The organism is Paraburkholderia haematera (genome assembly GCF_905220975.1).
GTDB classification, from domain to species: domain Bacteria; phylum Pseudomonadota; class Gammaproteobacteria; order Burkholderiales; family Burkholderiaceae; genus Paraburkholderia; species Paraburkholderia haematera.
This window is the reverse complement of the sequence record NZ_CAJNBK010000013.1, coordinates 116,304-129,517: the sequence shown is the minus strand read 5'-3', so window position 1 is coordinate 129,517 and position 13,214 is coordinate 116,304. Positions and strand designations below refer to the sequence as shown.

The 13,214-nt window shown below is 62.9% G+C and carries 12 protein-coding genes and 1 pseudogene; 6 read left to right on the top strand and 7 right to left on the bottom strand.

What is annotated here, in order from left to right; genetic code table 11:
• Positions 1-29 precede the first annotated feature (29 nt).
• From rlmB to KHO23_RS21960, 5 genes and pseudogenes are all read left to right on the top strand, one after another.
• Positions 30-773, top strand: coding sequence for a 23S rRNA (guanosine(2251)-2'-O)-methyltransferase RlmB (rlmB, locus tag KHO23_RS21980; protein ID WP_211613341.1), 744 nt, complete (start codon positions 30-32; stop codon positions 771-773).
• Positions 774-968: 195 nt separating this feature from the next.
• Positions 969-1,664 (top strand): ribose-5-phosphate isomerase RpiA, encoded by a 696-nt coding sequence (rpiA, locus tag KHO23_RS21975; RefSeq protein ID WP_211613340.1) that lies wholly within the window; start codon positions 969-971, stop codon positions 1,662-1,664.
• A gap of 247 nt (positions 1,665-1,911) precedes the next feature.
• A pseudogene (locus KHO23_RS21970) lies at positions 1,912-2,112 on the top strand (glycosyltransferase family 4 protein); the annotation flags it as partial.
• A 247-nt stretch (positions 2,113-2,359) separates the two neighbouring features.
• The gene (locus tag KHO23_RS21965; RefSeq protein WP_211613339.1) at positions 2,360-2,659 is read left to right on the top strand and encodes a type II toxin-antitoxin system HigB family toxin; all 300 of its coding nucleotides are present in this window, start codon (positions 2,360-2,362) and stop codon (positions 2,657-2,659) included.
• Positions 2,656-3,078: a helix-turn-helix domain-containing protein gene (locus KHO23_RS21960; protein WP_211613338.1), complete on the top strand. Its 423-nt coding sequence runs from the start codon at positions 2,656-2,658 to the stop codon at positions 3,076-3,078. Before KHO23_RS21965 ends, KHO23_RS21960 begins: the two co-directional genes overlap by 4 nt.
• 136 nt (positions 3,079-3,214) lie before the next feature.
• Here the strand turns inward: KHO23_RS21960 and KHO23_RS21955 are convergent, their stop codons facing one another.
• The 7 genes from KHO23_RS21955 to KHO23_RS21925 form a co-directional block, all read right to left on the bottom strand.
• A complete protein-coding gene (locus KHO23_RS21955; protein ID WP_211613337.1) occupies positions 3,215-4,609 on the bottom strand; it encodes an undecaprenyl-phosphate glucose phosphotransferase in 1,395 nt (464 codons plus the stop codon).
• A 53-nt stretch (positions 4,610-4,662) separates the two neighbouring features.
• The gene (locus KHO23_RS21950; protein WP_006048767.1) at positions 4,663-5,397 is read right to left on the bottom strand and encodes a Crp/Fnr family transcriptional regulator; all 735 of its coding nucleotides are present in this window, start codon (positions 5,395-5,397) and stop codon (positions 4,663-4,665) included.
• A gap of 630 nt (positions 5,398-6,027) precedes the next feature.
• Complete coding sequence (locus KHO23_RS21945) at positions 6,028-8,535, bottom strand: glycosyl hydrolase 2 galactose-binding domain-containing protein (protein ID WP_236066949.1); 2,508 nt, start codon at positions 8,533-8,535, stop codon at positions 6,028-6,030.
• Positions 8,532-9,596, bottom strand: a complete 1,065-nt coding sequence (locus tag KHO23_RS21940) for a DUF1839 family protein (protein ID WP_211613336.1) — start codon at positions 9,594-9,596, stop codon at positions 8,532-8,534. Before KHO23_RS21940 ends, KHO23_RS21945 begins: the two co-directional genes overlap by 4 nt.
• Positions 9,593-10,669 (bottom strand): amino acid--[acyl-carrier-protein] ligase, encoded by a 1,077-nt coding sequence (locus KHO23_RS21935; RefSeq protein ID WP_211613335.1) that lies wholly within the window; start codon positions 10,667-10,669, stop codon positions 9,593-9,595. The genes KHO23_RS21940 and KHO23_RS21935 overlap by 4 nt, the downstream gene beginning before the upstream one ends.
• 1 nt (position 10,670) lies before the next feature.
• Positions 10,671-11,945: an acyl-CoA dehydrogenase family protein gene (locus tag KHO23_RS21930; RefSeq protein WP_211613334.1), complete on the bottom strand. Its 1,275-nt coding sequence runs from the start codon at positions 11,943-11,945 to the stop codon at positions 10,671-10,673.
• Positions 11,942-12,193: an acyl carrier protein gene (locus KHO23_RS21925; protein ID WP_211613333.1), complete on the bottom strand. Its 252-nt coding sequence runs from the start codon at positions 12,191-12,193 to the stop codon at positions 11,942-11,944. The genes KHO23_RS21930 and KHO23_RS21925 overlap by 4 nt, the downstream gene beginning before the upstream one ends.
• Before the next feature lie 251 nt (positions 12,194-12,444).
• Here KHO23_RS21925 and KHO23_RS21920 point away from each other — a divergent pair, with 251 nt between their 5' ends.
• Positions 12,445-12,978, top strand: a complete 534-nt coding sequence (locus KHO23_RS21920) for a GNAT family N-acetyltransferase (RefSeq protein WP_211613332.1) — start codon at positions 12,445-12,447, stop codon at positions 12,976-12,978.
• The last annotated feature ends 236 nt before the right edge of the window (positions 12,979-13,214 follow it).

Below are 13,214 nucleotides of genomic sequence, written 5' to 3'. Positions count from 1 at the left end.
AGGCGCGCTCAATCAAAGGTTTTTCAGTCATGTCACGTCTCAAGGTTCTATACGGTTTCCACGCAGTGACCGCGCGTATGCGGCACGATGCGTCGACGGTCGAAGAGGTCTATTACGACGCTACGCGCAAAGACCGTCGTATGACCGAATTCCTGCATACGGCGAAGGAAGCGGGCGTGCGTCTGATCGCCGCCGACGAAACGCGTCTGTGGGGTCTCGCGCATACCGAGCGTCACCAGGGCGTGGTCGCGCGTGCGACCGACATGCCGCTCGCGCAGAACCTGGCCGAATTGCTTGACGGCATCAACGGTTCGCCGTTGATCCTGGTGCTGGACGGCGTGACCGATCCGCACAATCTCGGTGCCTGCCTGCGGGTGGCCGATGCGGCCGGCGCGCACGCGGTGATCGTGCCGCGCGACCGCGCGGTGGGTTTGAACGCGACGGCCGCGAAGGTGGCGAGCGGCGCAGCCGACACCGTGCCGTACATCACCGTCACGAATCTGGCGCGCGCGCTGCGTGAGTTGAAGGACGCGGGCGTGTGGGTGGTCGGCACCGCCGGCGAAGCCACCAAGAGCCTGTACGAGACTGAACTCGACGGCCCGGTCGCGCTGGTGATGGGTGCTGAAGGCGAGGGCATGCGCCGCCTCACGCGCGATACCTGCGACGTGGTCATGCAGATTCCGATGGCGGGTACCGTCGAAAGCCTGAACGTTTCCGTGGCGAGCGGCGTGTGCCTGTTTGAAGCCGTCCGTCAGCGCTCGGTGAAGAAGTAAATCTACTGATCAATCGACGCCGGTCCGTTCGCCGAGCTCTCAATGCTCACGGCAGGACCGGCTCACATGTCGCCGGAAAAAACGGCGTTCCGGCGCTCGTGGCGATCATTTTTAGCGGCCTCCGCGTCCGATAAAACCAGCGCTCATTCTCGACTCCTGTAAACTTGTCGTTTTTTACGCTCGCCTGCATTCCCCATGACCCAAGACGAACTCAAGCAACTGGTCGGCCAGGCCGCTGCCGATTATGTGAACGCCAACGTGCCGGAAGGCTCCGTGATCGGCGTCGGCACGGGCTCCACCGCGAACTGTTTCATCGACGCGCTGGCCGCCAGCAAGACCCGCTATCGCGGCGCGGTGTCGAGCTCGCTCGCCACCACCGCGCGTCTGCAATCGCACGGTTTCAAGGTGCTCGACCTGAACGAAATCGATTCGCTGCCGGTGTATGTGGACGGCGCCGATGAGATCGACCACAGCGGCGCCATGATCAAGGGCGGCGGCGGCGCGCTGACGCGCGAGAAGATCGTCGCCTCGGTGTCGGACGTGTTCGTCTGCATCGCCGATGCGAGCAAGCGGGTCGACACGCTTGGCAACTTCCCGTTGCCGATCGAAGTCGTGCCGATGGCTCGCACCGCGATCGGCCGCCGTGTGACGGCGCTCGGCGGCGTGCCGGTGGTGCGCGTAACCAAAGAGGGTGTGCCGTTCATTACCGATAACGGCAACGAGATTATCGACGTCAAGGGTCTGCGCATCAGCGACCCGCGCACGCTGGAAATGCACATCAATGCATGGCCGGGCGTGGTGACGGTGGGCCTGTTCGCGGGCCGTGGCGCGAATCTGTGCATGCTCGGCACGGATACGGGCGTCGAGACGATCGAATACAGCAAGAGCTGATTACCGCGGTTTTCCATCCGCCTGCGAGCCTGCTTCTGCGGGCTCGCTCTCCCCGCATCGCCCCGCATCCATCTGCACAAACCCGCATCGGCAAGCACCGGGTTCGCAAGAAGCGAACGGCTGGCCGTCATTATTCGCTCACTGTCGCGCGTTGAATGTGGGCATGCGCACGCACGGTAAATAATGTGGCACTTACACTCGTCGGTATGGCTGTGGGGCGCTTCGCATATCTACAGGTGGGGAGATCATGAACGTGGCGATCGTGCACGACTGGCTCGTCGCACCCGGCGTCGCCGAGAAAGTGCTCGAACAGATCATTGAGTGCTCTTCCGATGCAGATCGCTTCAGTCTCGTCGATTTCCTCGAAGACCGCCGGCCGCTGGGCGGCAAACCCGTCACAACCTCGTTCATCCAAAACCTGCCGTTTGCGCGGCGCCGTTCAAAGTCCTCAACGATCATCTGCAACGCGGGCGCCTTCATGGCGCTAAGTGACGCGCATGATCGCGGCAGAATATGACTGTTCGCATATCGAGAACTTCGCGATATGCGAATAAAATGAGTTTGTTGTACCGCAGTGAGCGATAGTCAGCTGTTTGGCCTATGCCAAATGGCCGACTATCGGTGCTGATCCCGTCCCATTAGCCTTGCAGGTAGAGCGTGCATGTTCAGTGCGCGAAACCATGCGAGGAAATTCGATGCGGGTCATTTCAAAGAAGGCATTGCTGGACTTTATAAAGAGACATCCGCAGGCGCGCAGTGCGTCGTTGGCGTGGTACGCACTTGCGCGGGCTTGCCTCGCGTATGGCTATAACGACCTGACGCAGACGTTCGCGGGTGTGGACTACGTGCCGCCGCACTACATCGTTTTCGATGGTGGCGGCAACCGGTTCCGGATCATCGCGGCGATTCACTACAACAGGCAGTCGTTATTCGTTCGTCACGGTTCGACGCACGCGGAATACGACGTTTGGACGAGGAAGAATATAAACTCATGAATGCCGATCGCCTTCCGGGAGCCTTTCCCGACATCGCTCAAACCTGGTCCGCACTGCAAACGCAGCTGCCGATCACCCCCATTCGCAACGAGCAGGACTATCAGAAGATGGTGCGGCTCGCCAATTCGCTCGCCGATCACCTGAACGGAAACGCGGAGGATCCGCTTGCCGATCTGTTTGCGATCGTCACCGACCTGATCGAAAGCTGGGAAGCGAGCAACGTGACGATCCCGAAGGCGGAGCCACGCGAGGTGTTGCGGCATCTGCTGGAGACGCATGGGCTCAAGCAGAAGGATCTGATCGGTATCGCATCGCCCACGGTGGTGAGCGATATTCTCGCGGGCCGGCGCGCCATCAGCAAAAAGGTGGCGAAGGCGCTGGCCGTGCGTTTTCATACCGACGTCAGCGCGTTTCTATAAGCGGGCCACCTCCTGCAATCCCCGCGCATTGCGGGGAGTCGGCCAACTCGCCATTTGCAAAACGCGAGCGCCGCGCCTCCGCGCCCCCGCGCTCAGATGCCAACGACAATGCGCGCAGGAATCCGCGCTGGCACGCTCAGAAGGCGTTGCGGCCGACGAATCCCTTGAAAATCGTAATGAACACGATCTTCATATCGAACCAGAACGACCAGTTGTGGATGTAGAAGAGATCGAACTTGACGCGCGCCTCCATCTTTTCGACCTTGGTGGTGGCGCCGCGATAACCGTTCACTTGCGCCCAGCCGGTGATACCTGGCTTGATCCGGTAGCGGTTCATATAACCGTACACCTGATCCTTGTAGAGATCGTCATGTTCGACCGCATGGGGACGCGGACCGACTACCGACATCTGACCGAGCAGCACGTTCAGAAATTGCGGCAGTTCGTCGAGACTGGTGCGGCGCATGAAGGCGCCGAGCTTCGTGACACGCGTGTCGTTGCGCGCGGCCTGCGTGAGCTGGCCGTAGGCTTCGTGGTGCACGCTCATCGAGCGGAACTTGTAGATCGCGAACGGCTGGCCGTCCACGCCCTTGCGGGTCTGGCGGAAGAACACCGGCCCGGGCGAGCTCAGCTTGATGCCGATCGCGAGCACGAGGAACACCGGCGCGAGTGCGAATAGGGCGGCCGTCGCGAACAACCGGTCGAAGATCAGTTTGGGCCACATCTGCGGCGACGAGACGGGGGTCGCGCTCAGATTGAGCGTCGGTAAACCGACGACATCAACCAGCGCGTGGTTGAAAAGCGAGAGGCTGCGCACATCGGGAATGAATCGCAGATTCACAAAGTCATGTCTGAAGATACGCGTGAAGCGATAGATCGTATGTTCTTCGGAAAGCGGTAAGGCGAGCCACACCTCGTTCACATGCTCTTCGCGCACCTTGGCGGCGAACGCGTTCGGATCGGTCAGCACCGGCAGGCGATGGAAACGCGCGCCATACATGCCGGCCGCCTCGATGCTGGCGTCGCTAGTATCAAACACGCAGACCGGCTTGAAGCCGGCTTGCGGCGCATGATCCAGATGCGCGAGCAACGTACGCGAGAAACCGGGCGCACCGACGATCGCGACCGTGCGAACGTTCATGCCGCGCCGGCGCACGCTGCGCAAGGCCACATGCACGAGGCACTTGGTGAAGACGATCAGCGCGCCGGAGATCAGTGTGGCGTAACCGAACCACAGCCGCGAAACCGCATCCATGCGGTGCAGGGTGAAGGCCAGCAGAAGGGAGGTCGCGACCACGACCAGCCACGCGGCGGCCACTCTCAATAGCATGGCAGGCAGCGCCTTGCCGCGCCACGGTTCATACACGCCGAAGCCGGGAAACAGCAGCAACACGAGCACGCAGTTAAAGGCGATCAGGAGACGCTCGATGTCCGGCAACGCAATTGGCGTGGAAAAACGCATCCAATGAGCGAGCAGCCCGCCCGCAATCACAAAGAGTGCGTCGAGACATCGCGCAGTATTCCTGAACATGGTGATCTACCCTGTAACCCTGTAGTCGAACATCGCAGCCCCGATTGGCCTGCTTACTCGACGGTTTCAGCCTGGCGCAGGCGCGGCAGCAGACGATCGAATTCGCGTTTGACGAGGCCGTAGCATTCGCAGGCACGAGCCTCGAGGCCCTTGCGATCGAGCACCTTGATATGACCGCGGCTGTGATGAATCAGGCCTTCGTCATGCAGCTTGCCCGCCGCTTCGGTAATGCCTTCGCGGCGCACGCCGAGCATGTCGGCAATCAGTTGCTGGGTGACCGTCAGATCGTTCGATGCCACGCGGTCCACCTCGATCAGCAGCCAGCGGCACAGCTGCTTGTTCAACGCGTGGTGGCGATTGCAGGCCGCGGTTTGCGCGACTTGCGTGAGAAGGGCGTGCATGTACAGCAGCATCAGGCGGCGCAGGAAGTCGGAGCGCGCGAATTGCTGCTTGAGCGCCTGTGCGCTCATCCGGTAGGCGAAGCCGGCGCATTGCACCTGCACGCGGTTCGGCATGGTTTCGCCGCCCGTGAGGACCGGCACGCCGGTCATGCCTTCGCGGCCGACCGCGGCAATTTCGACCGAGCTGCCGTCTTCCATCGTCGAGAGCATCGAGATGATCGCTGTGGTCGGGAAGTAGACGTGATGGATGCGTTGACCTGAATCGCACAGCAATTGTTCGGTGCGCAGATGAACGAGTTCGAGGTGAGGGGCAAGTGCTTGCCATTCGTGGGACGGTAAAGCGCCGAGCAAATGGTTGCCGTGCAGATCTGATTGAAGTGTCAACATGATCGGTCCTCGTTGAAGCCACGCATTGCATGGTTTCGTGTTTTTAATCCGATGCCTGCATCCTTGACTTAACGATGTGCTGCATGGCGAGCAGCAAAGGGATGAACAGGTACGGCCCCGTATTGGCCTGATGCTCCACCGCTGTTCTTATGTCGATCTCGTTGCAACGACGCGGTGTTGCGCTTTACCTTTAGCGAGGAGCGTGCCAACCCTGGGGAAAACGAGTGCTGGTGCGGCGCAGCGAACAAAGCCATAGCGATGCGCGAAGCCAAATGTGGGTTTTTGTTTCAATTCTGTACAACGTCCGCTTAACGCACACTCCCCTCGAGGGGTATTTTTATTCGAGCCAAGTCATTGATCGGATTGGGTTAGCGCCTGTTGCGCATCGCATTGCAGCAGATGTCTCGGAGATGAAATCGCCGTCGCGTGTGCGTTTGAGCAGGCCGTCCAAGATGTGCCGGAATTGATTCAGATGTGTTCCATGCGCTGCGTACGGAGCAGTGCGAAGTGTCTTTTTTGAAGACTGGAAAGTCGCGAATAAACCGACAGTGATTCCGCAGACCAGACAGTTGGTTCGCGCGGCGCGAGGTTTTACGCGTTTTTGAGGGATAGTTAGTTCAAGGACGACATTCAGCCGTAGAACGTGGCCGATAACGCATTGAGAGCACGAACTTCGCCGGCGGGCGTCTCGCATGTTGCATCAGCTTTAAACACCGCATTAGATGCATCTGCAACGAGTTCTTCAATGCGTTGCAGCGGCACGGCGCAGGGGCGGTTCGGCGGCAGATGGAACCAGTCGTGCGCGGCGCGGTAATGTGCGTCAATGATATGAACGAAGCGCGCAAAGCGCTTCGCTTCGATAATCAACTGCCAGCCGTCGGCGGTGCGCTGGGCGCGAGCCGTCAGGCCGAGCTCGTGGCGCTCGCCGGCGTGGCGCTCCGGCAGATGAACCGCTTCTGACACGATCTGGCCGCTCGCCGGATCGCGCAGTGTTGCAATCGTGACGTCGTGGGCGCGCGGGCCGAAGCGGTAGGCGTGCGTGAAATCGAAGAACTGGCCGAGGCATTCCGCCGCGCCGATACGCTGCGTGCTGTGCGGCTCCAGTTCGATTGCGCGGCTGGCCGACACGACCTTGACACAGCCGTCGCGTAAACAGACCAGATCCAGTTGCGCGTGCAACGGTTGAGGACGTTCGTTCAGCAGATGAATATCGAGCCCGTTGAGCCCTTCGTCGGTGATGAGCAGCTGGATGGGTTGCAGCGTGCGCGCAAGCCCGTGCAGTGCGCTTTTGGGCCGTCCTGTGGCGTCGATCAAGCCCCAGCCCGCGCCGGGGCGCAGATCCTGGAGCTGCCACACCAGTGCGCCGCCGCACGTCGAGCCCGCGCGGCGCCATTCGGCGAACACGTCGCTCATCAGCTCGGCGACCACGGCGCGCGACACGTCCAGATAGCGCTCCGGATCTTCGTAACGCAAGCGCGCCGGCTCGATTCCGTAAAGCGTCTGAAGATAATGGTCGCGCACGTCGTCGAAATCCCAGCCGGCGCCGGGATCGCGCGGCACGGCCGCTTTCCAGCGCGGATCGTGCGGATGGATCGTGCCGGTTGCGTCGCTCAAGGTGGCGCTGTCCGGCACATTGGCGAAGGCGAGGCATTCGGCTGCGAAACGTACCTGCGAGCGGCGCACGTCGTCGAGCGGGCGTTGATAGGCGCCCACGCCGTAGTAGTGCGTAATGCCTTCATTAGTTGAGAACGGCCACGCGCCACCCGAGGGGGAGTTGCTCACGTACGGTACATCTGGCCGTTCGCGCGCGACGATGGCGGGTAACAGCCCTGTAAAAAGTGGTTGCGCGCGCATCGATGCAGGCAGGCCGAACATGGCCGCCTGCTGGTCGACTTCGCTGCCCCCGCACAGCACCGCAAGCGATGCGAAGCGCCGCGTGCGAGTCAGAAATTGTGTTGCTTCGCGCTCGATGGAAGCGCCGAAGGCGGCATCGTTCGGGTAGTCGAAATTCGCCAGCGCGAAGTCTTGCCACACGAGCAGGCCGTATTCGTCGGCGAGCGCGTAGAACGTGTCGGACTCGTACACCATCGTGCCGCCGACCCGCAGCATGTTCATGCCCGCATCGCGGGCGAGCGTAAAAGCATGGCGCAGTTGCGCCTCGGTGCCGCCCAGCGTGACGAGGTCCGCACTGGTCCAACAGGCGCCGCGGCAGAAAACCGGCGTGCCATTTACGCGCAATGCGAAGCCCGTTCCGTCCGCGCCGCGATCCGCTTCGATGCTGCGAAAGCCGATCGATCCCAATGAATGGGATGTCGCGCGCGCGTCATCAAGCTGCAACGTCAGAGGATATAAAGTGGGCTCGCCGTGCGTGTGTGGCCACCAGCGTTCGGCATGGGGAACACGTACGCTGCCGGTCAGTGTATATGCATCGCTCCATTTCAAAGACGAAACAGAGCCACCGCAATTCAACAAGGCGTCGCACGCGTTGCCGTCATGCGGATGAAGAAAATGTAGCGTCAGCGAAACAACGCCGTCGTCGTCTTCGAGGCGGCTTCCAAGATCGAGCGTGTCGAATGCGTGCGATGCGTCGCTCAATATCTCAATCGGCCGCCATGGGCCAACCGCTTGCACCTGGGGACACCATCCCGGCATATAACCGAGCAGGGTGGTGCGCACGTTGCGCAAGGTGGACGGCGTGACGAGCCGCGGCCGCCAGCGCGCGCGTGAGCGCTTGGCCGCCAGCGCCGGTGTCAGCGAGCGGAAGCACAGCGCGAGTGTCGCGCTGCCGTGCAGTTCGATGTCAAGATCGTGCGCGACGAACATCGAATCGGAGTCGAGCCGCTTGATGCCGTCGAGCCACACTTCGGCGAGCGTGGCGAGGCCGTGCAGGCGCAAGCGGCGTTTGCCTGTACCTGTCAGCGTGAGCCGGTACCAGTGATCGTCGAAGGCGAGCGGTGGTGGATTCGCGGTGTCCAGCAGGCCCGCGGCACGGCGCGCGCTCGCCACCGTGCCGGGTACTTGCGCGGCGAGCCAGCCCTGCATGGGTAAGTCGGCGGGAGAGGCACATGCGCCGGCCGGTGTGCTGACGCATTGCCAGCCGGTGTCGAGTTGTTGTGGCCAGAGGTCCGAACGCGTCACAGCACAAGCGCGGCAAGTGGCGGCAGCGTCTTTTCATAGGCGCTTTCGAGTACGTCGAAACAGTCTTCACACGAATCGCGGCGCCCGCGCGCGATAGCGCGCACGAGCCGGAACTGCATCACCATCGACTCCGACGCAATGCTCTGCGCCGCCGTCACGATCGAGGCCGGCATCTCGAAGCCTTGTGCCGAGAGCCACAATAGATACTTCGAGAGAAATTCGAAGTTCGCACCGAGCTGCCGCATCAGGTTGAACGAGTATGGGTGGAAGAAGGCCTCGCCGCGTTCGAGCAGCGTTTCCAGATGCGCGGGAAACGCTTCGCGCCACTGCGAGATCGGATTGGTCAGCGGCCGCCGGTTTAGATGCGCGCACAACAATTCCGCCGATGCTTCGGCGAGCGCGGTGCCTTCCAGGGCCGGCCGAACCTGTTTGGCGAATTCTACATACGGAAACAGCAGGTCCGGCTGCTGCGCGAATTGCGGCAGCTTGCGAAATACGCCGTCGTAGTCTTCGCCCTCGAGCAGGTGATAGCCGGTGTTGTGGAAATAGCCGAGGCGGCGCGCCGCGGGATCGATGAAGTCGATCCCGATCGTGGTTTTCGGATGCTCGCGCCGATACGACGTGGCCCGCGTATTCGGCAGGTAATAGCCGTCTACTTCCACCAGCACGGTATGGCCGCGCAAAGTCTGCGCGAGCACGCGTGCTTCGAGTGAGTCGTAGATCGCCAGTTCCTGCACTTGCGTGCCGTACAGCCGCTCGAGGTCTTCGAGCGGGAATTTAAAAAACGTGAACTGATCGCCTTCGAAGTCCTGCGTGACGGTAAAGCCGAATGCCGCGCGCGGATCGAGACCAAAGCCGTGCAGCAGTTCGATCCACAGGTCTACGTAGCAATTGGTCTCCTGCCACACGCGCTCGCCCTGGTGCAGCGCATGCGGCGCGTGCTGGCGCAGCGGCGGCGTTGCGGGCGCGGTCGTGCCATCCTGAGCCGGCAGATCGAGCCGGCGGGACAATGGGAAGGCCGATTGCCCGCCCTTCGGTGTGGGGATCAAGGATGGATTCATACGCGATCTCCGCCACCTTGCCCGGCCACCATGGAAGCCGGCCGCATGGCCTGCATGCCCCGCGCCACGCACGCCCCGGTGTCGCCCCACAGCAGCGCGCGCACCTCGTCCGGCCATGCCTTGACGTCGAGCCCGTGATGACGGAAAAGCGCGAGCGTGATGCGCTCCATGCCGAAGCCGACGCAACCCGTGTGCGCCACCGTGCCGTCTTCGCATGCGATCTTCCAGATCGCGCCGAAGTGCTCCATGTGATAGTTGAACGAGAGACACGCGGTCTTGCCGTCCGCGTCCGCGATCGGAATCAGCAGTTCGAACTTGAGCGCCTGAGCACGCTGGCTATCGGCGACGATCTTGCCGCCGCGGCCGAAGAACGGGTCGTTGGCCAGATCCACTTCCACCGGCAGTTGCAGCAGCGTAATCAGCAGCGAGCCGCGTTCCACCCACATCTGCCGGAACGCCATCACCTGCTCGGCGTTGCCGAGGCGCACGTATTCGCGTTGCCGGAACATCTGCATGCGGCCCGGATCGAGCGACGGCTCGTGACGGAAGCAATACGACAACACGTCGATGGTGCGGCCGCCGGCGGGCAGCGGGCCGCGTCGCGCCATCACCGGATAGATCGGATAGCAGGCAGCCGGCGTGAGGACCACGCGGGTCGGCTTCTGCTGCGCCATCCATTCGTCGCTGCGGTCGTCGTCGCGTTCGGTCATCGCGTCGTCGAGTGCGCGCAGCAGGCGGTGGTGGCCCAGGTCGTTGCCGCAGAACGAATGGATCGTGCCGGCGAGGTTCGGAAAGCTTTTCAGATATTCGCTGTCTTCGAAATCGGTGCGGCGCATGGCGGGCGGAAAGCGCAGCACTTCCGGCTGCTGATCCGCGCCGAGATGCGTGATCGCCACGTTCAGACGCTCCACCACGTCCTCGAAAATCTGGCTGCGGCCATACAGGCCGTTTTCGCCGGTATCGATCAACAGGCCGGCGGCGAGCAGTTCGTCGCGGAACGTGGGCGCCGCGGGTTCCTGAGCGGAAGCGGCCGTTGCCGCCGCCAGCGCGGCGGTATCGGTCATCGTGTTCATGTCAGGCTCTCCCCGGGGCGGCAGGACGCTGCGCGAGCAACAGGCTCGCCGTGTTCTGCGCGATGCGGTCGTTGTTGATCATCAGCGGCGCGGAGTAGAGGTCGCGCAGATGCCGTCCCACGCTGTATTCCGTGCCGTTCTTGTAGCCCGCCATGCCGCAGATCATCAGCACTTCCTGCACGACCTGCAGCGCGGTGGTCGAGACGCTGGTCTTCAGCGTATTCATGTCGGAGGCGAAGCCGAGCATCGCCGAGAGCGGCGCATCGGCCTGGCAGCCGCCGTGCCGTGCGTGGTGGGCAGCGCGCGCCGCGTCGAACGCGACCGACAGGCGTGCCTGCATCATCTGCAGCAGGCCGACCGCTTCGGCGAGGCGCAGGCCTGCCGGCGGAATCGAGCCGGGTGTCGAGCGCGCTTGCGCACGGAAGAAGGCTTTCGCGCGATTCACCGCGTCGCCGGCGACGCCGGTCCATACAGAGGCCCACAGCGTGTGCGAGACCGGCAGCATGGTTTGATCGGCGATTTCGGCGAAGGGTGTCGGCAGGATCTGTTCGGCGAGACCCGTGGCGACGAGCCGGAAACCCTCGCTGCACGTGCCGCGCATACCCATCGAATCCCACCCGCCGCGCTTTTCCAGCTGCGTTTCTTCACGTAACGCGACGATCAGCACCTGGTCGGCCGCGGCCGATTCGGCGGTGCGCCGCGCGGTGACCAGAATGCCGTCGGCGTGTGCGCCGTACGAGATCGTCGGCGCGAGCTTTTCGATGCGAAAGCGTTGCTGACCAGGCGCTCCATCGAGCTCGACCGAGCAGGCGCTGGTGCGCATATTGCCGCCGATGTTTTCTTCAGACGTCGCCGAAGCCAGCAGCCATTGATGCTCGGCGAGGCGCGCGAGCAGTTGCCGCTGCCATGCCGACTCGCTGCCGTGCGCCTCGATGCAGGCCACCTGGATCTGATGCATGGCATACACCATCGCGGTGGAAGCGCACCCCTGCGCGAGCGTTTCGCAGATCGCACCGACATCCGCGAGCGACAGCCCCGCGCCGCCGAATGCGGCCGGCACCATCGCCGACAGCAAACGTTCGCGCTTGAGCGCTTCGAAAGCCTCCTGAGGAAAACGCGCGTCGCGGTCCACCGAATCGGCGAACTGCGCGGCCACGGCGGCGCAGCGCTGCGCCGCCGCACGCCAGCCGGGTTCGGTTTCCACCGCGCTCAGCACGACGCCCGCACCGGCGAGCGGTGCCGTCGCCGCGGACGCGTCCAGCAGCGGGGCGCTCATGCCGCCGCCTTCGCCTGTTGCAGCTCGGCGACCGCGGCGGCCATCGAATCGATGCTCGAGAACAACCGGCGCGTCAGCATGCGGTCTGGAATTTCAATGTCGAATTCGTCTTCGATGGCCAGCATCAGATGCACTGTCGCGAGCGAGGACAGACCCGCGGCGTAGAGGTCGGCGTCGTCGGCCAAAGTGTCCGGCGGGACGTCGAGACGGGCCGATTCGGAAAGGATGCGACGCAGAGCTGTTTTCATATTGGGGTGCCCCCTTGTTGATGGACGGTCTCTCGAGTATTGCTGGCATAAAACGAACGGGGCATGCCACGCCCCGACGCCTCCTCGTATTTAAGAATTGGTAAAGCCCAGCGTCAGTGCGATGGCGCACGGAAACACGCGTTTCGCGGACGTACCGTGTAGCCATGACAACAAGCCGGCGTGTTGACTCAGGCCGTCGGGGGCGGCGTGCGACGCCGTCCTCGCTGAACTTATTACCGCTGGGGAATGCGATGAATTGGAAAACGCTGGATTTCGAGCAGCTTTCGGCACGTGAGTTGTATCTGATCTTGCGGGCGCGCAGTGCGGTCTTCGTGGTCGAGCAATCGCACGTCTGTCTTGACGCCGATGGCCGGGATGAGAGCGCGCTGCACGTCTTCGCCGTCGAGGATATGGCGCGGCCCATGCCGGTTCTCGCCTACGCACGGCTGCAGCCCGGCGACGCCGAAGATCCGGAAATCACCATCGACAAGGTGCTGACGAGCCCGCTGCGGCGCGGCGACGGCACCGCCGAGCTGTTGCTCGAACGGGTGCTGCAGGCGATCGCCGAACGTTGGCCGGGACATGCCGCTCGCGTGAGCGCGCCGCTCGGGTTGCGCGACTTCTACGAGCAATTCGGCTTTCGCAAGACGGAAGGGCCGTACCTCGAACATGGCGTGCCGTTCATCGGCCTGACCCGCCAGGTGCGCGGCAGCCAGCCGCTCTTCGGGGCGCGGCGCCGCGAGCGCGACGGCGCGGCGTTCGTCAATACGTCCGAGCTCCTGTAATGGTGCGGATGCTGTTCCCGCCTTCCGCGCACATTGAATTGTCCGAATATTTCTTTCCGCCCGGCACGGTCCGCATGCGTGTGAGCAGCACGGTGAACTCGTGCGGTCCATTCCCGGTCAATGCGCGCGATGCCTGTCTGTCGAGTTCACTCAAACCGTCGCTGAACGCTCTTTGGCGGGCGCCATGCGTTGGCGGACGCGTCGTTTTGAAACACCGCTTGCCTGTCCGGAACCGT